The organism is Salinicola tamaricis (assembly GCF_003006155.1).
Taxonomy (GTDB): domain Bacteria; phylum Pseudomonadota; class Gammaproteobacteria; order Pseudomonadales; family Halomonadaceae; genus Salinicola; species Salinicola tamaricis.
In genome coordinates this window covers 466522-488719 of sequence record NZ_CP023559.1, presented here as the reverse complement: position 1 = coordinate 488719, position 22198 = coordinate 466522, and the positions used below count along the sequence as shown (strand labels likewise).

Genomic DNA, 22198 nt, shown 5'->3' with positions numbered 1-22198 from the left:
CGAGGAACTGGGGGATTCATGTCGAGCGTGCTCCAGTGCATGACTCAAGTCAGGCCGGCGCACAGCGTAGGCGGGGGGAGGTTGGGTGGGGCGTGAGCGCGGACCGAGGGCGTGGACCGAGAGCACCGACCTCCGCTTGATCCCTACGCCGGTACTAGCCGGATCAGGTTCGTCGGGATCCGCCGTGGCGCCGGGCCCGGAGAGGGCGCAGCGCAGGACGATCTCAGCCGGTTCCACCGGCACCCCGTCAAGCGTCGATGCCGGCGCCCGGCGAGTGGCCGGACGCAGACATCCCGGCCAGTCTGGGGTAGCGCAGAGGGCGGGTCAAGCGGGGGCGTTGGCCCGCGCCAGCCTGCCACCGGGCTGGGGCGCGGCCACGCCGGTGGTGAGCGGAAAGCTCAGTGGCAGGCCGCGCAGCGAGCGCATGGCCAGGTAGGCGAAGCATTCGGCCTCGATCGCGTCCCCGCGCCAGCCGACGCTATCGGCAAGCCGAACCTCGGCACCGGTGCGGTAGGCGAGTTCGCGCATCAGCGTGGGGTTGCGACGCCCGCCGCCGCACACCACGATCCGCTCGGGCCGCTGGGGCAGCAGGGCCATCGCCCGGGCCACGGCGGCGGCGGTGAAGGCGGTCAGGGTGGCGGCGCCATCTTCCAGCGTCAGCCCCGCGGCCATCTCCGCCTGAAAGTCGAAGCGATCCAGCGACTTGGGGTAGGGCGCGGCGAGATAGGGGTGCTCGAGCAGCGCTTGAAGCCGCGGCTCATCCACCTGTCCGCGGGCGGCGATGAGGCCGTCGTGGTCCATCGCCGCGCCGGTGTGCTGGCGCACCCAGTCATCGATCGGCGCGTTGGCGGGGCCGGTATCGAAGGCGATCAGGCGCCCCTGGTCGGATGGCTCGCCGTCCCACCAGGAAAGATTGGCGACGCCGCCGAGGTTGAGCACCAGACTCTCGGCACCGGCGCCCAGGCGCTCGAGCAGCGCGCGATGATAGACCGCCGACAGTGGCGCTCCCTGGCCGCCGTGCTCGACGTCCGCACTGCGAAAGTCATAGACCACGTCGCTGCCCACCAGGCGCGCCATCAGCTCGCCATCGCCCAGCTGGCGGGTGGCGCCACGGCGGCCGGCGACCGGGGGCCGGTGGAGCACGGTCTGGCCGTGGAAACCGACCGCACCGAGCTGTTCGGGGTGGAAGCCATGGCGGGCCAGGAAGTCGAGCACGGCAACGGACTGCGCTTCGGTCAGCGCGGCTTCGGCGCGGCGGAAGATCGCCGGCTCGGGGCCCTCGAAGTGCCATGCCCGAGCGGTCTCCAGGGCCTCGGCCAGCAGCGGGCGGATATCCTGGGCGTAGGGCACCAGCTCGTAGGGGCCGAACTCGTCGATGGTCTCGCCATCGCTGCGCAGCATGGCGATATCGATGTTGCCATCGAGCACGGTGCCGGTCATGAGACCGAGGCTCCAGCCGGATTGCATGGTGGCGTCTCCTGTGTGCTTGAAGCGGGTATGACGATGGTATGACGCTCGCATCGTGAAGAGATGGCTGGTCGCGAGCAGGTCTGGCGCAGACTCTACCGGCTGCGGGCAGCCGCGCAAAGCGGGTGCGCGCCGCGGTTCAACCGGCGATGGCCTCGCGCACGATCTGAATGAAGTGTTGCGCCTGGGGCGTCAGGTGGTGGCGCGGATGGGTCAACCACACCTCGGAGCGCGCATCGGCATCACTGATCGGACGGTAGCGCACGTTGTCGATGTGGATATGGCGAAACGACTCGGGCAGCAGCGAGACACCCAGCCCGCTGGCGACCAGGCTGATGATGGTGTTGGGGCCACCGACCTCCTGGACCAGACGCGGCGTCAGCCCGCGCTGGGCGAACAGCACATTGAACTGGTCGAGCAGACCAGTACCGGCGGCGGGCGAGAAGTAGACGAAGGGCTGGGTGGCCAGCTCGGCCAGACTCAGCGGGGTATCGCTCGCGCCGAGCTCGCTCTGGGCATTGACCACCGCCACTAGCGGTTCGCGGATCAGGGTGAAGGCGGAAAGCTCCGGTGGCAGCGTGGCCGGGCGCATGATGCCGATATCCAGATCGCCCTCCAGCAGCGGCGCGATCTGGCGCTGGCTGTTGAGCTCGTGCATGCGCAGGTCGACATCGGGGTAGCGCTGGCGATAGTGCGTCAGCGTGCGTGGCAGCAGCGGGGTCAGCGGCACCGAGGTGGTGAAGCCGATACGCAGCTGGCCACTCTCGCCGCGGCCGAGGCGAGAGACCAGGCGTGAGGCGCGCTCGGCGCGGGCGAGCACCTCCCGCGCCTCGTCGAGGAACAGCTCGCCCGCGGCGGTCAGCGCCACACGTCTGTTGGTACGCACCAGCAGCCGGCCGCCCAGTTCTTCCTCCAGCGCCTTGATCTGTTGACTCAGCGGCGGCTGGGAGATGCCCAGGCGGGCCGCGGCGCGGCTGAAGTGCAGCTCCTCGGCCACGGCGACGAAGTAGCGCAGGGTTCGCAGTTCCATGGTCTCGTCCACCTGAATGATATCTAAAGGATATCAAAGACTATGAATCATATATTCGAAATAAGGCTTGCGCCGCCTTATGCTAGGTTCTGACCGGCGCTCGGCAGCCACCGCGCGGCCGCTTTCCTCAGGAGTTTCGACTTGCCCCGCCACCGCACCCCCGCGCCACTGCGCGATACCACCTTGGATGCCACGACCGGTGCCGTCAGTGACACCAATCGGTCGCTGAAAAACGCCGCCGAACGTCTCGAGGCGGAGGCCGCCGAGGGCGCCTTTATCGAGCGCGGCCGCCGCGGCTATCGGCCCACCATGCTGGCGCTGTTCCTGGGCGCCTTCTCGACCTTCGTGCTGCTCTACTGCGTGCAGCCGATCATGCCGATTCTCTCCGAGGCCTTCGGTATCGACGCCGCCACCAGCAGTCTGTCGCTCTCGGTGGCCACCGGCATGCTGGCGATCGGCCTGCTGATCACCGGGCCGATCTCGGATGCCGTGGGGCGCAAGTCGATCATGTCGGTGGCACTCCTGGCGGCTTCGACCTGCACGCTGCTGGCGGCGGTGATGCCGAGCTGGTCCGGGGTCCTGGTGATGCGGGCGCTGGCGGGGCTATCACTGTCGGGGCTCTGCGCGGTGGCGATGACCTATCTCAACGAGGAGATTCATCCGCGCTACGTGGGGCTGTCGATGGGGCTCTACATCAGCGGCAACAGCATCGGCGGGATGAGCGGACGCCTGATCAGTGGGGTGATGGTGGACTGGGTACCGTGGCGCTGGACGCTGGCGATCATCGGCCTGGTGGCGCTGCTCGCTGCGCTTTTGTTCATGCGTTGGCTGCCGCCGTCGCGCCACTTTACGCCACGGCCCTTCAATGCGCGCAGCGTGCTTTCCGGCTTCACGGTGCACTTCAAGGATCGCGGGCTGCCGCTTTTGTTTCTCGAAGCCTTCCTGCTGATGGGTGGCTTCGTCTCCCTCTACAACTACATCGCCTATCGTCTGCTGGCGGAGCCCTATCAGGTCAGTCAGGCGCTGGTCGGGCTACTCTCTATCGCCTATCTCTCGGGCACCTACAGCTCGGCCTGGGCGGGTTCGCTGGCCGATCGCCTGGGGCGACCGCGCATTTTCTGGCTGTTCATCGTGATGATGCTGGTGGGGCTGGCGATCACCCTGTTCGAGCCGATCAGTCTGATTCTTGTCGGCATTCTGATCTTTACCTTCGGCTTCTTCGCCGCCCATTCGCTGGCCAGCGGCTGGGTCGGGCAGCGTGCCCGGCAGGCCAAGGGGCAGGCGTCTTCGCTCTATCTGTTCAGCTACTATCTGGGCTCCAGCGTCGCAGGTACCCTTGGCGGTGCCTTCTGGTACTGGGGCGGCTGGCACGGCGTGGCACTGTTCATCGGGGTACTGCTGCTCGTGGCGCTAATGATCGGTGTGTTCGCGCTGCGCCGCCTGGAGGCGCCCGGCGCGGCCGGGTGATGCCCACGCCAGGTAACAACAACGCCAGGGGCCGATCAGTGACCGGCCCCTGGCTGTCTTTTCCGGACTATCTTTCGGCTATTTCTTAGGGGCTATCTCGTTCGGGCGTTAACTCGGATGAGGCTAACCGGAGAGGCCGATGCCGCCGGATTCACTTGGCGAACAGCTGGCTCATGTCCTTGAAGGCCTTGAACTCGAGCGCGTTGCCGCAGGGGTCGAGCAGGAACATGGTGGCCTGTTCGCCGACCTGCCCCTTGAAGCGCACATAGGGCTCGATCACGAACTCGGTGCCGAAGCCTTTCAGGCGCTCGGCCAGGGCTTCCCACTCATCCCAGCCCAAGATGATGCCGAAGTGCGGCACCGGTACATCGTGGCCGTCGACCGGATTGGTGTGTGCCGCCTGCTGAGAAGGCGTCTGCGGGTGCTCGTGGATCACCAATTGGTGGCCGTAGAAGTCGAAATCCACCCACTGCTCGCTGGAACGGCCTTCGCTCAGGCCGAAGGTCTCGCCGTAGAACTTGCGCGCGGCGGGCAGGTCGTGAACTGGAATGGCGAGGTGAAGGGGGAGAGTGCCATGATGAGTGCTCCTCGAGTGTCGTGTGTGGGCTCAGTTTGATGGCGAAAAAAATCGATGGAAAGCGGATAATATTGCAGTCTGATATCGAAAATAATGGATTCAGGACGACAGCATGCTGCGCGACCCCGACAGCATGCGCGCCCCCCGGCGCCACGGGACCTTCTCGGCCGCCGGCGGTGCGGTGGGGCTGACCCAGTCGGCGGTGAGCGCGCAGATCCGCAACCTGGAAGCGGACATCGGCGAGCCGCTGTTCGAGCGCACCGGGCGCGCCGTGCGTCTCAATGCGGCGGGGCGGCGCCTGCTGCCGCAGGCCGAGAGTATGCTCGAGCTGGCCGCGCGCATTCGCGCCTCCAGCGGCGACGAACTGAGCGGCGACTGGCATCTCGGCGCCATCGCCAGCGTCCAGAGCGGACGCCTGCCGGCGATCCTCGCGACGCTGGCGGCGCGCGCGCCGGGGGTAATGACGCGGGTGGTGCCCGGGGTGTCACTGGCGCTGCTCGACCAGGTCGACAAGGGCGATCTGGACATGGCGCTGATCGTCAAGCCGCCGTTCGCGCTACCGCGGGATCTCTACGCCTGCGTCGTCGCCCGCGAGCCCTTTGTGCTGATTGCCCCGCCCGCCAGCCGGGAGGTGACCCTGGAAGCACTGCTGACGCGGCACCCTCTGGTGCTTTACGACCGCGGCTCGTTCGGTGGGCGTCAGGTGGTGCGCTTTCTCGAGCGCCAGGGGTTGCGCCCGGAGATTCGTCTCGAACTCGACGAGATCGACGCCATCGCGCGTCTGGTGGCCTGCGGTCTGGGCGTGGCGCTGATCCCGCGCACCGGCATGTGGTGTTTGCAGTCGCCGCTGCCGGTGCGAGTGCTGCCGCTGGGCGAGCGTGTCTTCCACCGCGAGCTGGTGATGGTGTCGCGTCTGCCACCGGAACAGTCCGCGCTGGTGGCGCTGATCGAAGAGGCAATGCTGGGCGAGGCCGCGCATGCGATTGTCGACGACCCTATGCAATGATTGAGCTGAAATCATTCGCTTTTTTCGCGGCATCCGTGGCCTAGACTGCTCTCTAACGCCATTCAGGAGCCTCGCATGTCTACCACCACACCACGCGGCGTCATCGCCCTGCACCCGGCCATCCGTGACGATATCGGCGATCTGACGACTCGGCGACCGCTGCCGGGGCCGCGCCTGTCGCAGCTCGATCCCTTCCTGTTTCTCAATCATCACGGTCCGCAGGTCTATCCGCCCAATAACCATGGCTTGCCGTTCGGCCCACATCCACATCGCGGCTTCGAGACGGTGACCTTCATCCTCGAAGGCTCGCTGGCCCACGCCGACAGCGCGGACCATCAGAGCGTGATCCATGCCGGTGGCGTGCAGTGGATGACCGCCGGCAGCGGTATCGTCCACGCCGAGATCTCCCCGCCCGAGTTCCTGCGTGACGGTGGGCCGCTGGAGATTCTGCAGCTGTGGATCAACCTGCCGGCTCGGCTGAAGATGAGCGAGCCGCGTTACACCGGGCTGCAGCGCGAGTCCATTCCGACGATTGCCCTGGCCGGGGGCGGTGAGCTGAACCTGATAGCCGGTGAGTTCCAGGGTCGACGCGGGCCTGTCGAGAGCCTGACCGATGTGTTCATGTCGACGCTGACGCTAACGGCGGGCGCTTCCCATACGTTGCCGGTTCCGACAGGGCGGCAGGTCTTTCTCTACCTGATCGACGGCGAAGCCAGCCTCGGCGGCGACGACGTCAAAGCCAAGCACCTGATCGAGCTGGACACGCAGGGAGATAGCATCGAGTTGACCACAACCACCGGGTCACGGCTGATCTTCGGCCATGCGCCAGTGATCGATGAGCCGGTGGTCTCCCATGGCCCGTTCGTGATGAACACCCGCGAGGAGATCGCTGCAGCCATCGATGACTACCAGGCTGGGCGCTTCGGCGGGCTGGCGTGATCAGCGTGGCGGGCGACGCGCGGGCTGTCTAGGCTCGGAGAAGGGTAAGACCGCATGCTGGCATCGCTTGTCGATCGAACGTCAGGTTTCTAACGAGTATCGGGTTTCGGTCGCTCGCCAGCTTCAAGCGTCTATCGCGCTTCAATCCATATCAGGAGACAGCAATGAACGTAGGATTCGTGGGTCTGGGGGCCATGGGCCAGGGGATGGCAGCGCAGCTGCTCAAGGCCGGCCACACGGTGACGGTGTGGAATCGCTCGCCGGCGCCGGTAGAGGCGCTGGTGGCCGAAGGCGCCAAGGCGGCCAAGTCGGCGCGGGCGTTGGCCGCCAAGTGCGAGGTGCTGATCAGCATGCTGCCCGACGATCACAGCGTGCACGAGGTGCTGGTGGCATCCAAGGCGCTCGAGGCGCTGCCCAAGGGCAGCGTGCACGTCAACATGGCCACGGTATCACCGGGTCTGGCGCGGGCGATGAGCGCGCTGCATGAAGGGCTCGGTTCGCACTACGTCGCGGCCCCTGTGCTGGGGCGCCCGGACGTGGCGGCCGCGGGCAAGCTCAATATCATCGTGGCCGGCGCACCGGCGGCGCAGGAGCGGGTGACGCCGGTGCTGGAGGCGCTGGGTCAGCGGCTGTGGCCGGTGGGCGAGGCGCCGGAGCGCGCCTGCGTGGTCAAGATCGCGGCCAACTTCATGCTGGCCACGGCGATCGAATCGATGGGCGAGGCCTCGGCGCTGACGCGTGCCTACGGTATCGATGCCGATACCTTTCTGGAGATCGTCACCAGCACGCTGTTCGCCGCGCCGGCCTATCAGGGCTACGGCAAGATGATTCGCGAGGCGCGCTACACCCCCGCGGGCATGAAGATGGCTTGGGGCTTCAAGGATGTGAGTCTGGCGCTGGCGGCGTCGCAGGAGCGACAGGTGCCGTTACCGTTCGCCGGCGTGCTGCGTGACAGCCTGCTCGATGCCATGGCTCATGGTGATGCCGACAAGGACTGGGCGGCGCTGGCCGAGACCGCGGCGCGGCGCGGTAATCTCGACGCGCGCTAGGCGTTTCCCTATCCGCTACTCTGCCGACACGGGCGATTCAGGACTAGGTTTGTACGAAAAGTCAGCGAGCGAAGGCAAGACAAGGCAAAAATCGGCGAAGACGCGGAGTTTACGGGGTGTAAATGAGCATTCTGAGCTGATTTTTAACGCGGTATTGCCGAGCGCAGGTAGTTTTCGTACAAAGCCTAGCGATAGAGCCGAAAGCGCCGAAAGTCGGGGACGTTGTGCTCCTCTTCCGGTGTCTTCTTCCAGCGCTTGTACTCCCACTGGTACTGCACCGGGTCGAGCGCGATGGCGGCCTCGACGCAGGCGTTGACGCCGGTCGCCGAGGTGGCCTCGTCGCTGGCGTAGACGCGCTCGTCGGCGGCCAGGAAGTGGATCGCGAATCCTTGTCCTTCGGGTAGCCGGCGCGCGACCCCGGTAACCACCCGCGCCTGGGTGCGAGCCACCAGCTTGGGCAGTAGCGTCGCGGTGTAGGCCTGGCGGCCGAAGAAATCGGCGAAGACGCCACTGCCCCAGTCCGGCTCCTGATCCGGCAGAATGCCGATCGCCTCGGCGCGCTTCAACGCCTTGAGCAGGGCAGCCACGCCGCGAGGATTGGTCGGCACCAGCTCGGCGCCCATGCGCTCGCGGCCGTGACGAATCACCGGATCGAGATCGGCGATCTTGGGGGGTTCGTACATGGCGGTGAAGGGAAAGTGGCTGGAGAGCCAGAAGTTGAGCACCTCCCAGTTGCCGAAGTGCGGTGCCAGCACGATCACGCCGCGGTTCTCCGCCCGCGCGTCATCGAGCAGCTCGCGCCCATGCACCTCGACGATTGCTGCCTCGACACGCTGTGGCTCGCCGATCCAGGCAAAACCGAGCTCGAGCATGGTGGCTGCAGAGTGGCGCAGGCTCTGTTGAACGCACAGGCGGCGATCGGCCGGAGTTGCGTCAGGGAAGGCGACCTCCAGATTACGCCGCGACACGTGGCGTTCGCGGCGTGATACGGCGTAGAGTACGCGGCTGGCAACGCCCGCCAGGCGCCACAGTGCGCTCAGGCGCCAGCCTGATAGTAGCCGCCAGAGCCCATGAATGGCGGTGGCATTGAACGATCTCTTCATCCGGATAAGGGTCGGTCTTTCGGCGAGTGTCGCCGGGCATTTTGCCTGTGGCACCGCCCGGGTTCTAGGGCCTGGCAAGAATAGTCGGGTGATCACCAACGCAAAAACCCAGCCGGCGGATGCCGGCTGGGCTGTTCTGGCGCGCTGTGTGAGCCGGGCTCAGTACTGGGTGACGTTGGCCACGTTGCCGTTGCCGTTCTGCACGGTCTGGGCGAAGTTCTGCCAGCCGCCGGACTGGCTGTGGTTGACGCTGTTGCTCCAGCCATCCTGGCTGACGTAGGAGTCGTGGCCATAGCCGGACTGGGTGACGACAGCCCGGTTGTAGCCACCTTTCTGCAGGATGTCGCTATCCAGCTCGTCGCCCTGCTGGCTCACGTCCGACCGGTTTGCCCAGCCACGCTGCATGATGTAGCTGTCGTTGAGGTCGCCATTCTGGGTGACGTAGGCGTCGTTGTAGGCGTGACCCGCAAAGCCTTGCTGGCTGACGATCGAGTCGTTGCGGTAGCCGGCCTGGGTGACCTCGGCCAGGTTGGCAGGGTCTTTCTGGCTGATGCTCGACTCGTTCTCGGTACCGCTTTCCTGACGCACGCGGGCCACGTTGTTGTTGTCCTGCTGGGTGACGCGCGACCACTGGTTGCCGCTCTGCACGACGTTGGCGTCGTTACCGTCACCGTTCTGGTCGATGAACGACTCGGCGGCATTGCTGGCATTGCCGTTGAAGCCGGCCATGGCGTCGATCGCGTCACGCGAGGACTGGAAAGTATCGGACGGGTTGGTATTGCCGCCCGGGCTCGATTGCGTTGCGTCCGCTGCCATAGCGGCTGCGCTCATGGCCATGGCGATGGAAGCTGCGAGTACCGACATTTTGATTTTCATGATTTTCCCCTGGTTCTCTGAGTACCGCCTTGCGTTCCCCTGTACGGCTGCCGAGGCAGCCATCAGTAGGTCACGATGGTGGCCGTTGCGCCGCTACCCGACCGCGACAGCTGGTCGACGGTGATGGCTCGGTGGCCGGTTCCCGACTGTTGAATATTCACGGTGCCATTGGCGCCGCGCTGATTGATCTTGGCCTCGTAGCCGCTGCCCCGCTGCAGCAGCTTGGCGTCGAGCGAGTGCCCGGTCTGATCGATCTCGCCGTCGTTGAAGTTGCCGCGCTGATCGATCAGAGCATCGTTGGCGTAGCCGGACTGACGAATGCTGGCCACATTGGCAGCTTCGCGGCGACTGTTCTGCTGTGCGATGCGGGCGTGGTTGTCGCCACCAAACTGCACCACTGATGCACGATTGGTGCCTGGCGAAGCGATGCTGTCACTACGCGAATCCGGTTGAGAAATAATGTGCTTCTCATAACGGTCGCGGGAGTCGTGGTCATCGACTTCACCTACCTCGGACGCCATGCAGATCGCCGGTGCCACGGCCAGCATCAGTAACGCTGAGACGCTGAGAAGTGGGTAAGTGATGAATGCTGTATGACGCATGATGGCACCCTCGAACGGCTGGCTTTTGCGTGCGATGCGCGTGAATCTGTAGGAGCAATATCGCTGCAATTCCAAGCACGAAACATCGGGATGCGGAGGGATTTAGCGGTATGATAATTCTGGTGTATTCGAGGGCGTGGATCGGGGGTGTTTATAGATGATGATAATAAAAAAGCCGCCAGGTGGCGGCTGTCAATAGCGTGTCATAAAAAGCGCGTATCAGAAGCGATTTCGAGAGCGTCGATGCGACGCTGGGGGCCAGGTTGAGGGGCCAGGTTGAGGGGCCAATTTTAGGGCTCAAGTCGAGGGGGAAAGTCGTACTAATCGTCTTGGCCGGCGCGACTTGACGAGCCGCGCCAGCCCATGACCCTGACTTACATCATCGGCACGCTCTCGTTCAGGTAGTCGGCGAGTACGGTCTTCTCCAGCGGCACGCCGTCGGCGAGATTCCAGAGTCGGTCCTGCACGCCCTCGGCGATCAGGTGAATGACCGCGGACTCGATCGCCGACATCACCGCCATCTGTACCGGCTCGTTGGTGGTCAGGCCGGCTTCCGCCTCGAGCAGGCGGCGGAAGTCGATGAAGCGAAAGACGCCGGCGCGGATCTCCTTGGGTAGATGGTCTTGGTGGTGGTGACGTTGGCCAGCACCTCTCCGCTGGAGATCTCGACCGCGCGCAGATTGATCGTCACCTGATCGACCTGATACTGCCCCGAGGCGCCGATGCCGAAGTACTCGGCGCCCAGCCCGCCGGTGCGCACGTTGGATTCGTAGGCGATGATTCCGCCCTCCAGCAGCACCGAGGCGGAGCGTAGCGAGGGCAGGTTGTCCGGTCGGTTGAAGCGCTCCTGCTCGGCACGGATGATGCGGCGCTCGGTCAGCAGGTTCTGCAGGCCGACCCGCTCCAGCGGCGTGAACCAGCCCGAGTCGGCCAGCGCCCCGGTGAGCATCGCCGCGGCGCCCTGGGTCACGGCGGTGGAGAAGGTACTGGCGGGTGCCGGTCGGTACTGCCCGGTCTGATCGCGAAAATCGTAGACCGCAGCGAGGATCTTGCCGGCGGGGCGAGGCAGCGCCTTGAGATCCTGCCAGGTCGCCCCGCGGGGCGTCAGGGTAGGCGGTTTACCCTCGAGACCGTCGACATTGGCGACCATACCGGCGCAGCCGGAGAGCATGGCGGCAGTCGCCACCGCAGCGATGAGCTTGTACATGTTGTGGTTCCCCTGCGTGGTGTCGCGATGGCTCAGAATCCACCAGCCGACAGCCCGCCCACGTTGATATTGGTAATGTCTCCGGTGGCCTTGTCGGTGACCGTGATCACCAGTTGCCCACCTTCGTCGCTGACCACCACCCCGAAATCGTTACTGTCATAGGAGCCGGTGCTGACGTCACCCGAGCTCACATCCGAAAGCAGCTGCGAGATCAGCCGGCTCTGCAGGCTCTGCACCAGGCGGTCGGTGGGCGACAGGCCCCCGAAGTCGTCGAGGCTGGGGTCTTTGTGGGTATCCTGGGCCTGTGCCTTGCCGAGTAGATAGCTGCCGTTGAACGGGTCGCCGCCGAATGACGGGTTGATCGGGCGATAGATCAGCTCGCCGGCACTGCTCGTCGTGGTGACCGAGAGTGCGCCCAGCGCCAGGGCGAGAGAGAGCGGAACGAGGTTGCGCATGTCACAACTCCTCATCTGAGAGGTCTAGGCTGGGTTGGAGCGATTGCGCGATACGGCGGCGCAGTATCGCCTCCTGGACGACACGCACCGCTTCGTCGGCGTAGCGATCCGCTTCGCTGATGCGTGGCGACAGCTGGGTGCTGAAGTAGATCTGATTGCGCTCGGCGATCCACAGCTGGCTGCCCCAGCGTGGGTCCGGGCGTTCGCTGACGGTGAGTTCGGCGCCGGAAACGATCGGGTCGCGCATGGCCGCCTGGGAAAAGCTGCGGTAGAAGGTGCGACCCGCCATGGTCAGAGTGCGGTCGATGATGATGCCGGAGAGCTCCGGACGCTGCAGATTGAACTGCTGGTCGAGCGCACGTTGCGGGTTCTTCTCATCGATGCTGACGCTAGGGGCGTCAGGTGTCTTGGTAGCGTCCGGTTCGACCCCATCCTGGCCAGGCCGTTCGTGCTCAGCACCAGTAGCACCAGTAGCACCAGTAGCGCCAGACCCGGGAGGCGTGCTCCGGGCGCGTGTTGGCAGGCGTTCATGACGCGCGCTCAATGCTTGGTTCGCGGTCGTGACAGGTTGGGCAGCGCACCCAGATGATCGCGCGCCCAACACACCACCTGGACCCGATTCTGGGCGCCGATCTTCTTGAAGATGTTGTAGATGTGGGTCTTGACCGTGTGCTCGCTCAGGAACAGCTTTTCGGCGATCTGCGCGTTGGTGGCGCCCAGCCCGACCAGCCCGACTACCTGGCGCTCGCGGTGGGTCAGGTATCCCTCCATACGGTAGGCATCCATGCTCTGGCGGCGCAGCTTGTCGATCAGCAGGCTCATCAGATTGCGCGAGAGCCAGATCTGGCCCTGCAGAATCTGCTTCAGGCCCTTGGCCATCAGCTCCGGCGTATCCTGCTGGAAGAACACGCCACGGATATGCGACAGCGAGACCGCGTCCAGCGCGTGGGTGTCGTTCTTGGCATTGAAGGCACAGATCTGGGCTTCGCCGTCGCCCTGGCCGGCCAGACTCTCTTCCCATTTCTGGAACAGAATGGGATCGACCTGGCTCAGGTCGATCAGGACGATGTCGAAGCTGGCGCCGGAGACCTTGTGCGGCTCCTGCGGGCCCGCCAGGCGATAGCTCATCCCGGTATGCGAAGAGAGACTCATCGCGAGCAGGGTCGACTGCGCTGTCTCGCTGGTGACGATCAGCATCGAGGCTTCTGGGCTTGACATGATATTCCCCTGGCGTGCGTCGCCTAGACAGTAAATATTCTGGTTATTGTGTAAGGCTGGCTTTTTGTGTTTCGGATTGTTGCACCGGCTTTCAGGAAGATAAAGTTCCACGGATTGGTATTTTTCTAGTACCTTTCGGCCAAAGAATAATTTTTATCCTTTTAATACAATGTCTTATGGTTTTCTTGGGGTAAATTTCGGCAGCGCCTAGAGCTCGACCTTAGTCGATGTTCGGGGAATTCTCTTCGGTAGCATTTCGTTACCAGTACGAATTAATCGCCTAATTGTTTCAATGCGTATCACCTGGGCCGCCGGCGTGACGTTCTGGGACGAGGGACGGCGCTCCGCCGTGCTCCAGACAGCAGAAAGAGGCGAGCCCGGCGGCGGCGTCAGTGTCTGCGCAGTAGTCGGGCGATGCGATGGTTCGATGCGGCGTCACCGCAGCGTGGCCGAAGGGGGTAGGTAGAACAGACGCGATAGCCGCCGTGATGGGGTGAGATAGTGAGGTAGTGATGAAGGGCATCGGTAGCGCAGGCGGAAGCGGCGCGTAGTCTCACGTGGATTGCCAGGCAGCCGGTGCCCGCCAGCACGGGGATGCGCTGTCGGGCCGAGGGGCGTGACGGTCGTGCTATCAGTCGATCAGCAGGTCGTCCGCGGCATGTCGGTCGGGATGTTCGATGCGCGGCTCGCGGCCGCCACGCAGGATCGAATTGCCTTCGTAGAGCGTGCGCTGGTCGATTCCGGGTGGATCGAGCCAGTCGGACTCGTGCATCTGCTCGCTCTTGCCGTAGACGCACAGGGCGTTGGCATAGGTGACCTGGCGCACCACCTGCTCGTCGATACCGCTGGCGAGCGCCAGACGAGCGGTCTTGGCGACCCCGAGACAGTCGGAAATGCCCCAGTCGCAGGCGCTGTCGACGATGATCCGATCGCCGCCGTAGTGGCGCAGCAGGTCGACCATGCGCGCATTGCCCATCTTGGTCGAGGGGTAGATCGAGAAGCCGGCCCAGTAGCCGCGGTCGAGCGTCTCGCGCACGGTCTCTTCGTTGTTGTGGTCGATCACCACCCAACTGGGGTCCAGGCCCATCTCCTCGCACACGTCCATCGAGCGCGAGGTACCGCGTTTCTTGTCGCGATGCGGGGTGTGCACCATCACCGGCAGCGCCAGCTCCTTGGCCAGGGCCAGCTGGGCGCGGAAATACTTCTCTTCCAGTGGCGTCTGCTCGTCATAACCGATCTCGCCGATCGCCACCACGCCCTCCTTCATGGCAAAGCGCGGCAGCCACTCCATCACGCCCTCTGCCAGCGCTTCGTTGTTGGCCTCCTTCGAGTTGAGCCCGATGGTGCAGTAGTGGCGGATGCCGAACTGTCCGGCGCGGAAGCGCTCCCAGCCCACCAGCGACGACAGATAGTCGACATAGGTGCCGACGAAGGTGCGGGGCTGGCCGACCCAGAATGCCGGTTCGATCAGGGCGACCACGCCGGCGGCGGCCATCGCTTCGTAATCGTCGGTGGTGCGCGAGACCATGTGCGCATGCGGGTCGATATACATCGTTCAGATTGCCTCGTAGTGGTGGAGGTTGTTCCAACCGATACGACCGGTACCGATGAGGGCCGCAGTCTCCGGCACGGAGGTCAGCAGATGACGGGCCGATGGCGTATCGGTCTGGGAGAGCGCCAGCCCAGCGGCCAGCCGCTCGGCGGGTGATCCCGCCAGGGCGCGCTGCAGCGCGGCGTAGGCGCCGAGCGCATCGACACAGGGGCCGACGCAGCGCCACAGCTCGGGCGTGACCGCGCGACCGGCGGCCCAGCGCTCGTCGGCGTACTCCAGCAGAATGCGCGCCAGCTCCGGGTTGTGGCGCTGGTCGATGCCCACGATCGGGGTCAGTCGGCTGCCGATGAATAGTGCCTTGAGCACCATGTGGTTCCAGCGGTGAAGGTCGAAATGGTCGCGGGGATAAGGGTTGCCGTGGGCGATCACTTCGAAGACGGCGCGCATGTTGGAGCGCAGCCCAGCTCCGACCTGAGCGCTCAAGGCAGCGGTTCGGGGTAGAACGAGAGGCCACGATAGAGAGCGATCAGCTCGCGCTCGTCGGCGGTGCGCACGAGATCTTCGAACAGCGCCGCGAACGGGCGCGGACCGCGAAACGTCAGAGCCCGGCGATCCGCGCCGCGCCATCCAGGCTCCAGTCGAGCGGCGACCAGCCCGGCCAGCAGGGCGTGCGCCGCGTCAGGTCCTGGGGGGTCAACTCGAGATCCGCCTTGCCCAGCCGTCGGGGTACCTGTCCCAGGAAAAGATGCAGCGTGCGCTCGTCGGCGCTCGTCTGCAGGTGATCGAGCGCGTGTGAGAAACCAGGTCTCCTGGGCCGTAGCCTGGCGCACGACCCAGTGGCACAGCAGGGCAGTGGCCGAAAGCGATGACGCTGCGTTCGCTCGGCCGGGGAGGATCTCGGTCATGGGCATCCTGTTGGCGATGGTTTGTGGTTTTGTTTGTGGCTATGGTCGGGAGAAGGCGGGCAGGCGCATATCGCTTCGGGTCGATGTCGACAATCACTTTATCGATTGTCGCGGCGAGCCCCTACCTCATTATCTGGCGAATGGTGCCGACAAGGAGGCGTCCGCGGACCATGTTTTTTGGCTATGATGTGAGCCGGGGGGCCGTCTTGGCATGCCTTTTTCATCCCGAAGACCCAATTTCGTGCCTCGGCGGTTGTCGATTGAGCCCGGGTCGATGGGCTGATATGCAGTCTCGATCGCGGCCTTGCCGAGCGCGCTGAAGGGTGAGTGAGCGCTCGCAGGGCAGTATCGCGTTCGCCGCGTATCGGGTATTGCCGCCATCGACAGGCACGAATATCGGCCCATGGCAGCGGTGGGGATGCCCTCGAGAGAGTGAAGATGCACAAGACACTGGTCATATTGGTCGTCGGCTTGAGCCCCCAACTGGTGGGCGAACACACGCCCCATCTGCAGCGCCTGGCGCGACGGGGCGGCCTGCGCCGCGGACGCGTCACCCCGGCGGTCACCTGCAGCGTGCAGGCCACACTGCTCACGGGGCTGGCGCCGGCAGTGCATGGCGCGGTCGCCAACGGCTGGTATTTTCGCGATCTCGCCGAGGTCTGGCTGTGGCGGCAATCCAACCGTCTGGTGGCGGGGGAGAAGGTGTGGGAGGCGGGGCGGCGGCGCCATGTCGACTTCACCTGCGCCAAGCTGTTCTGGTGTACAACATGTACGCTTCGGCGGACTGGAGCGCGACGCCGGGCCGCGCTCTCCCCCGACGGGCGCAAGCTGCCGGATCACTACACCTATCCCCCTGAACTGCACGACGGAGCTCGACGCCAAGTTTGGGCACCTTTCCGCTGTTCTCCTTCTGGGGGCCGCTGGCCAACATCGACGCCAGCCGCTGGATCAGCGATGCGACCCGTCATGTGATGGCAACGCGCAACCCAACGCTGACGCTGACCTATCTGCCGCATCTCGACTACAATCTGCAGCGCCTCGGGCCGGATCTCGATCACCCTGACCTGCAGCGCGACCTGCGTCAGGTCGATGCCCTGTGCGGCGAGCTGATCGCGGATGCCGAGCGCGATGGGCGCCGTGTGATCGTGGTCTCCGAGTACGGGATTACCCCGGTGAAGGAAGCCGTCCACATCAATCGGGCCCTGCGCCAGGCCGGCTATCTCGCGGTGAGGCGCGAGGGCGAGCAGGAGCAGCTCGACCCCGGCGCCTCGCGCGCGTTTGCGGTCGCCGATCATCAGGTGGCTCACGTCTATGTGCGCGACCCGAAGGATCTGCCCCAGGTCAGGGTGCTGCTCGAAGGACTGGCGGGGGTCGACGCGGTGTGGGGCGACAGCGAGAAGCGTCGAGAGGGGCTCGACCACCCCAATGCGGGCGAGCTGGTGGCGATCAGCCAGCCCGACCGCTGGTTCAGCTACTACTTCTGGCTCGACGAGGCGCGGGCGCCGGACTATGCACGCACCGTCGATATTCATCGCAAGCCGGGCTATGACCCGGTGGAGCTGTTCTTCGATCCGGCGCTGCGCGCGCCCAAGCTGGCGGCGGGCTGGCGGGTGTTCAAACGCAAGCTGGGCATGCGTCAGCTACTGGACGTGATCTCGTCGACGCAGACGACGCTGGTCAAGGGCTCCCACGGCCGGGTGACCGACGACCCTGGGATGGGGCCGCTGGTGATCTCCTCCGAGGCCGGGCTGCTGCCGGCGGGGGCGTCAAGGCGAGCGAGTTCAAGGCGCTGATGCTGGCACATGTGTTCGGCGCCGATGCCAGCCTTACGGATGAGCGCGAGTCGGCAGCGACTACGACCTGAGCCCGGCGCCGTGTGCCGGTAGAGGAGATGGCCGGCGCGCCGGCCAGTGACGGCTCGGGCCGGGCGCGTTGAGCTACCGCGCCCGGTTCAAGTGCCGGCGGAGAGACGCTGCAACTGCAGCGTGGCGGCCCAGGCGCTCGCCGCGAGCAGGGCCAGCAGCGGATGACCCAGGGCGGCGATCAGCACCGCATCGAACAGCGAGATCGCGGCAATCAGGCCGACCACTGCCCGCGGTACGTCACCGGGGGCGCGCCGGCGCAGCCAGGCGAGGCAGCACCCCCCAGGCGAGATAGCCGAGCCAGAGCAAACCGGCCAGCAGCGCGGGGCCCGGCAGCAGCAGTACTGCCGCCAGCGTCAGCAGCAGCGGTACCGCCAGCACCCCCAGGGGCCATAGCGCGCCCAGACGATCGTAAGCCTCCTGCCGTGCCGCATAGGTCAGGCCGACGACATGGCAGGCCAGCCCCAGCGCCCCCAGCCATACCAGTGCGCCGAGCTGGCCCCCCAGCGCGAGCGCCGCGACCAGATAGCAGAGCAGGCGGCAGCTGCCCATGACCAGCGGGCTCCAGCTCACGTCCTTGTGCCGCAGATCGTAGAGCAGTACCGCCGCAGCCAGGGCCAGGCCCGCCGTGCCGGCCGCGGCGCCGGTGGTGAACAGCAGCATTACCGCGCTGGCCAGCAGCGCCAGGCCAATTAGCGCAACCGGGGCGCGCCCGATTTCGCCACTAGGGATCGGGCGGGTGGCGCGCTCCTGCGCATCGATGGCGGCGTCGCAGGCGTCGTTGAGATACATGCCACCGAGATAGCACAGCGTCAGCGCGGTCAGCACCACCAGGCCCGCCTCGAACGATCCGCTCGCCCCGGCCAGCAGCGCGCCGGCCAGGGCATTGCTCCATACCGTGGGTAGATTGGAGACCCGGCCCAGCCTCAGCCAGACGTCAGCGCGTCGGCGTCGACGCTGACGCCCAGCTGCTGGCGAACCCACTCGAGTTCCTTCACCACGGCCACTTCCAGCCGCTGGCGGCGTAGCGCTTCGGGTAGTACCTGCCACGTATAGGTCTCCACTTCCAGGTGCGCCGAGATCGGCTGACGGCGATGCAGGGCCAGGATCTCGGCGAGAAAGTCGCGGGTGGTCGAGAAGGGGGGAATGTCAGCGACGAAGATCGGCACGTGGAAGTGCACGCGCCACTCCTCGCCATCGGGTCGCTGCGGATCTGCGAGCGCCTCGGGAAGATCGCTGTAGCGAACCAGCCCGCTCGCGCTGCGCGCCACCACCTGGTGCAGATAGGTCGGTTCGCAGAAGCTAGCCAGCCCCTCGCGGGTGGCCGAATCGAGCGCCGGCACGCGCAGTGCGGCACTCAACTGCAGCTTGTGGATCGGGATACCGGCGTCGCGCAGGGCCGCGACGCTGGTCGTGGGGTTCTCGAACTCGACCGCCGCATGGCAGACGTCGTAGCACACCCCAAGGTGGCGCGGCAGCGCCGCCCGGGCCTGGGTCAGCGACAGTCCGCTCAGCTCGGCCACACGAGCGGCGGCGCTGTCGCAGAACAGATGGTCGCGGAAGAACGCCAGTGTCCCCTCGATGGTCTCGAGAAAGCAGCAGGGCTCCGGCTCCAGGGCGATGGCCACGGTGACGCCGGTACGTTCGAGCAACCCCACGCAGTGCGCCACGCACTTGAGCAGGTTGTCGGCCATGGCCGCCTCGGCGCCTGCGGCCAGCGGCCCATAGGTGCCGGGGACGGTGCTCAGGCTGAGGCTATCGCCGGGCTGGGCCAGCTCCGTCATCAGGTCGGCGAGCCAGCAGGTGTAGTCGAGCCGCGCCCGCTGTTTCCAGTCCGGCTGGTAGACCGCGGCCTTCACCGGCACCCCGTGGAAGGGGCCGAAAGGGAAGCCGTTCATGGTGACCAGACGGTAGTCATGACGCGCCAGGATCGCCTTGAGCTCGGCACGCGCGTCCGGTGCGCGCAGCTCCTCCAGCGCCTGGGCTGAGAGGCGCAGGCCGAGCCCGAAAGAGACATCCGGCGCCAACGTGCGTCGCACATAGGCCACCGGCCCCTCGAGTGCGCGGCGCACCTCATCCCAGGTCTGGGTCGGGTGCACGTTGAGGCAGTAGGTCAACTGACCCAGATCGTCAGGCAGCTGCATGCTGGGCGGTCTCCGTGTGTAGCCACTCGATCGCTGAGACGATCAGGGCGTGATCCATCGAATGGACGTCGACAGCGTGTCCGATCGCGGCCAGCAGGGTGCTGTCAGCGCGCCCCCCAGGTGCTCCTGGAACTCGCGCAGGCCGCTGAGCAGTGCCGGCTGGCCGAGCGCATCGAGCTCCAGCAGCTGCGGGTGATAGCGCGGCAGGCCAAGACGCTCGAGCAGCTGCATCACCCGCCGTGCATCGCTCGCCGCCAGGTGTCCGGCGAGCACCGAGTAGCGGGTGTCGAGGGCGATGCCGATCGCCACCGCCTCGCCATGGCTCACGCCGTGATGGGTCAGCGCTTCCAGCTTGTGGGCCGACCAATGGCCGAAATCCAGCGGGCGTGACGAGCCCTGCTCGAAGGGGTCGCCGCCGTGGCCGATCTGGTCCAGGTGCAGCTCGGCGCTGCGCTGGATCATGTAGGCTTCGGCGCGGGGATCGAAGGTCGACAGCGACTCGGCGTTGGCCTCGAGCCAGTCGAAGAAGGCGGCGTCACGGATCAGGGCCACCTTGATCGCCTCGGCGATGCCGGCCAGGCGCTGGCGGCGCGGCAGCGTGGCCAGGAAGTCGAGATCGTTGAGTACCGCCCAGGGCGGGGCGAAAGTGCCGGTGAAGTTCTTGGTGCCGCGGAAGTTGACCGCATTCTTCACCCCGACGCCGCTGTCGTTCTGCGCCAGCACCGTGGTCGGCAGACGAATCAGGCGCACGCCGCGGTGGGCCACGGCGGCGGCCAGGCCCACCGCGTCGAGGACGGCACCGCCGCCGATGGCGATGACATAGGCGTGGCGATCGACAGCGTGTTGGCGCAGCTCGTCCAGCCGGCTCTCCACTGTCGCCAGACTCGCCTTGATCGCTTCCCCCGCGGCCACCGTGATTGGCGGCGCGATCAGCGTCATGCGTGCGGCGTGGGCCTCGAAGTAGCGCGCCAGGCGTCGGGCCAGATCCGGCCAGGCGGCGGCCACGCCGGCATCCACATAGACCAGGCAGCGGTGGCACTGTTCCGGCTCCCGGCGTGCGACCACCTCCGCCAGGAGCGGATTGTCGGGGGAGAGCAGTTCGCGGGTGAAGGCCACCGGATAGTCATAGGCGACCTGGAAGTGTTGCCAGTGGATCACACTGGCCTCGGCGCCGCGATCAGTGAGCCGAGCGGCGTCGCTCGGCGGCAGCGACGCGGCATCGATGGCGCTGCCGCCACCGGGAGAGAGGGAGACTGCGGGGCGGTTCATGGGGCGATGCCTGCGTAGAGGGTCGACACGACATCGGCGGGCCGTCTTGTCCTCAAGGGCGGCCGCGCCGGGTTCGCGCCTAGCTTCCGCGCTCGGCCCGAGGCGGGACAAGAATGGTTCTTCTGCTACGCAGGATGAGCCGCGCATGGTGCCACGGCATGAGAGGGCGCCAGCGAGCGCCCGCCGAATCAGCCGCGCTTGGCCGGTGCGGTGGGCGAGGGCTCGACCCTGGCCTCCTCGACGTCATCGAGCCGGTCGGCGCGGCGCAATACCGGAAAGGCCCACATCCACAGCCCGACGATCCCCAGGGTGCCGACAGCGCCGATCACCGCCGCCGGCACGGTGCCGAACCAGGCCGCAGTGACCCCGGATTCGAACTCGCCCAGCTCGTTGGAGGCGCCGATGAACAGCATGTTGACCGCATTGACTCGGCCGCGCATTTCGTCTGGCGTTGCCAGTTGCAGCAGCGTCAGACGCACGTAGACGCTGATCATGTCGGCGGCGCCGGCGATCAGCAGGGCACCGAACGAGAGCCAGAACCAGTGCGACAGTGCGAACACCAGGTTGGCCAGACCGAACACCGCCACCGCCGCGAACATCGTCAGTCCCGCATGGCGGTTGATGGCACGCACGCCTAGATAGAGCCCCATCAGCAGGGCGCCGATGGCGATGGCACTGCGCAATGCGCCCAGCCCCTCGGGGCCGACGTGCAGGATCTCGTGGGCGTAGACCGGCAGCAGTGCCACGATGCCGCCGAACAGCACCGCGAACAGGTCCAGCGAGATCACTCCGAGAATCACCGGCTTACTGCGGATATAGCGAATGCCGGCGGTGAAGCGCTGCCAAGCGGTGTCATCCCGCGGCTGGCGTTCCACGGCGTAGCGCACCGGCACCCCGAACAGGCCGAGCAGGGCGACCACGAAACACGCCAGCACCACGCTGTAGTGAGCGCCGCACCGAAGGTGTAGAGCAGCCCGCCGAGCAGCGGGCCGCCGATCACCCCGATCTTCATGATCGAGGAGTTGAGTGCGATCGCCTTGCCCAGCTGCGCCCGTGGCACGATCTGCGGCAGCAGGCTCTGCAGGGTGGGGCCGGTAAACGCCCGCGCTGCGCCGAACAGCACCAGTACGGCGTAAAACGGCAGTGCGCTCTCCGGGCGCTGCAGCGAGAGCGCGATCAGACAGGCGCTGCACACGCCTTGGGTCAGCCAGCTGAGCTGCAGGATACGCTTGCGATCGAAGCGGTCGACCAGGTCGCCCGCCGGCAGCAGCAGGACGACCATCGGCAGGAACTGGGCCAGGCCGACATAGCCCAGCGTCAGCGGATCGCGGGTGATGTCGTAGACCTGCCAGGCCACCACGATGGCCTGAATCTGCATGGCGAACACCGCCGCCAGGCGCGAGACCAGAAAGGCGGCGAATCCGGGTTGACGGTAGACCGGGCGTCCGTCTCCGGGTGGTCATCATCGGC

Annotated in this window: 22 protein-coding genes, 2 pseudogenes and 1 riboswitch; of the genes and pseudogenes, 7 read left to right on the top strand and 17 right to left on the bottom strand. The window is 66.0% G+C overall.

Annotation, left to right across the window (positions count from 1 at the left end):
* Positions 1-123: 123 nt before the first annotated feature.
* Positions 124-257, bottom strand: a riboswitch (TPP riboswitch).
* A 67-nt stretch (positions 258-324) separates the two neighbouring features.
* Together CN538_RS02180 and CN538_RS02175 are read right to left on the bottom strand one after the other, a co-directional pair.
* Positions 325-1467: an anhydro-N-acetylmuramic acid kinase gene (locus CN538_RS02180; RefSeq protein WP_106418412.1), complete on the bottom strand. Its 1143-nt coding sequence runs from the start codon at positions 1465-1467 to the stop codon at positions 325-327.
* Positions 1468-1606: 139 nt separating this feature from the next.
* Positions 1607-2497, bottom strand: coding sequence for a LysR family transcriptional regulator (locus CN538_RS02175; protein WP_106418411.1), 891 nt, complete (start codon positions 2495-2497; stop codon positions 1607-1609).
* 141 nt (positions 2498-2638) lie between these two features.
* On the opposite strand from CN538_RS02175, the gene CN538_RS02170 reads away from it, so the two are divergent.
* Complete coding sequence (locus tag CN538_RS02170; protein ID WP_242495485.1) at positions 2639-3964, top strand: MFS transporter; 1326 nt, start codon at positions 2639-2641, stop codon at positions 3962-3964.
* 151 nt (positions 3965-4115) lie between these two features.
* Here CN538_RS02170 and CN538_RS02165 read toward each other — a convergent pair whose 3' ends face one another.
* Positions 4116-4514 carry a VOC family protein gene (locus CN538_RS02165; RefSeq protein WP_106418410.1) on the bottom strand — a complete coding sequence of 133 codons (399 nt, stop codon included), beginning with the start codon at positions 4512-4514 and terminating at the stop codon, positions 4116-4118.
* 139 nt (positions 4515-4653) lie between these two features.
* On the opposite strand from CN538_RS02165, the gene CN538_RS02160 reads away from it, so the two are divergent.
* From CN538_RS02160 to CN538_RS02150, 3 genes are all read left to right on the top strand, one after another.
* Positions 4654-5547, top strand: coding sequence for a LysR family transcriptional regulator (locus CN538_RS02160; RefSeq protein WP_106418409.1), 894 nt, complete (start codon positions 4654-4656; stop codon positions 5545-5547).
* Positions 5548-5622: 75 nt separating this feature from the next.
* Entirely contained in the window at positions 5623-6486 is an 864-nt protein-coding gene (locus tag CN538_RS02155) for a pirin family protein (protein WP_106418408.1), read from the top strand.
* A gap of 62 nt (positions 6487-6548) precedes the next feature.
* Positions 6549-7535, top strand: coding sequence for an NAD(P)-dependent oxidoreductase (locus CN538_RS02150; RefSeq protein WP_340638366.1), 987 nt, complete (start codon positions 6549-6551; stop codon positions 7533-7535).
* Between the two features lie 185 nt (positions 7536-7720).
* Here CN538_RS02150 and CN538_RS02145 read toward each other — a convergent pair whose 3' ends face one another.
* The 9 genes and pseudogenes from CN538_RS02145 to CN538_RS02105 all read right to left on the bottom strand — a co-directional run bounded on the left by CN538_RS02145 (position 7721) and on the right by CN538_RS02105 (position 15175).
* On the bottom strand, positions 7721-8638 hold the full coding sequence (locus tag CN538_RS02145; RefSeq protein WP_106418406.1) for a lysophospholipid acyltransferase family protein: 918 nt from the start codon (positions 8636-8638) through the stop codon (positions 7721-7723).
* Positions 8639-8797: 159 nt separating this feature from the next.
* On the bottom strand, positions 8798-9514 hold the full coding sequence (locus CN538_RS02140; RefSeq protein WP_164999484.1) for a hypothetical protein: 717 nt from the start codon (positions 9512-9514) through the stop codon (positions 8798-8800).
* 62 nt (positions 9515-9576) lie between these two features.
* Entirely contained in the window at positions 9577-10191 is a 615-nt protein-coding gene (locus tag CN538_RS02135; protein ID WP_129591276.1) for a hypothetical protein, read from the bottom strand.
* A gap of 299 nt (positions 10192-10490) precedes the next feature.
* Positions 10491-11266 (bottom strand): annotated as a pseudogene (locus CN538_RS02130) (CsgG/HfaB family protein).
* 89 nt (positions 11267-11355) lie between these two features.
* The gene (locus tag CN538_RS02125; protein ID WP_106418403.1) at positions 11356-11778 is read right to left on the bottom strand and encodes a curli assembly protein CsgF; all 423 of its coding nucleotides are present in this window, start codon (positions 11776-11778) and stop codon (positions 11356-11358) included.
* A gap of 1 nt (position 11779) precedes the next feature.
* Positions 11780-12322 (bottom strand): CsgE family curli-type amyloid fiber assembly protein, encoded by a 543-nt coding sequence (locus CN538_RS21690; RefSeq protein WP_242495484.1) that lies wholly within the window; start codon positions 12320-12322, stop codon positions 11780-11782.
* Positions 12319-12996: a LuxR C-terminal-related transcriptional regulator gene (locus tag CN538_RS02115; protein ID WP_106418401.1), complete on the bottom strand. Its 678-nt coding sequence runs from the start codon at positions 12994-12996 to the stop codon at positions 12319-12321. The genes CN538_RS21690 and CN538_RS02115 overlap by 4 nt, the downstream gene beginning before the upstream one ends.
* Positions 12997-13627: 631 nt before the next feature.
* On the bottom strand, positions 13628-14548 hold the full coding sequence (locus CN538_RS02110; RefSeq protein WP_106418400.1) for a TatD family hydrolase: 921 nt from the start codon (positions 14546-14548) through the stop codon (positions 13628-13630).
* Between the two features lie 3 nt (positions 14549-14551).
* Positions 14552-15175: an EboA domain-containing protein gene (locus CN538_RS02105; protein ID WP_277985076.1), complete on the bottom strand. Its 624-nt coding sequence runs from the start codon at positions 15173-15175 to the stop codon at positions 14552-14554.
* Positions 15176-15451: 276 nt separating this feature from the next.
* Between CN538_RS02105 and CN538_RS19715 the strand changes: the two genes are divergently transcribed.
* The 3 genes from CN538_RS19715 (at position 15452) to CN538_RS20670 (ending at position 17246) form a co-directional block, all read left to right on the top strand.
* On the top strand, positions 15452-15640 hold the full coding sequence (locus CN538_RS19715) for a hypothetical protein (protein WP_129591274.1): 189 nt from the start codon (positions 15452-15454) through the stop codon (positions 15638-15640).
* A gap of 251 nt (positions 15641-15891) precedes the next feature.
* On the top strand, positions 15892-16425 hold the full coding sequence (locus tag CN538_RS23950) for an alkaline phosphatase family protein (protein ID WP_207233597.1): 534 nt from the start codon (positions 15892-15894) through the stop codon (positions 16423-16425).
* Positions 16338-17246: an alkaline phosphatase family protein gene (locus CN538_RS20670; RefSeq protein ID WP_207233596.1), complete on the top strand. Its 909-nt coding sequence runs from the start codon at positions 16338-16340 to the stop codon at positions 17244-17246. Before CN538_RS23950 ends, CN538_RS20670 begins: the two co-directional genes overlap by 88 nt.
* A 158-nt stretch (positions 17247-17404) precedes the next feature.
* On the opposite strand, the gene CN538_RS20155 is transcribed toward CN538_RS20670, so the two are convergent.
* From CN538_RS20155 to CN538_RS02075, 5 genes and pseudogenes are all read right to left on the bottom strand, one after another.
* Positions 17405-17542 (bottom strand): hypothetical protein, encoded by a 138-nt coding sequence (locus CN538_RS20155; protein WP_164999483.1) that lies wholly within the window; start codon positions 17540-17542, stop codon positions 17405-17407.
* 13 nt (positions 17543-17555) lie between these two features.
* A complete protein-coding gene (locus CN538_RS02090) occupies positions 17556-18299 on the bottom strand; it encodes a UbiA family prenyltransferase (protein WP_164999482.1) in 744 nt (247 codons plus the stop codon).
* On the bottom strand, positions 18242-19459 hold the full coding sequence (eboE, locus tag CN538_RS02085; protein ID WP_106418397.1) for a metabolite traffic protein EboE: 1218 nt from the start codon (positions 19457-19459) through the stop codon (positions 18242-18244). Before eboE ends, CN538_RS02090 begins: the two co-directional genes overlap by 58 nt.
* Positions 19460-19501: 42 nt before the next feature.
* A complete protein-coding gene (locus CN538_RS02080; protein ID WP_207233595.1) occupies positions 19502-20728 on the bottom strand; it encodes a 3-dehydroquinate synthase in 1227 nt (408 codons plus the stop codon).
* A 188-nt stretch (positions 20729-20916) separates the two neighbouring features.
* A pseudogene (locus tag CN538_RS02075) lies at positions 20917-22115 on the bottom strand (MFS transporter).
* Positions 22116-22198 lie beyond the last annotated feature (83 nt).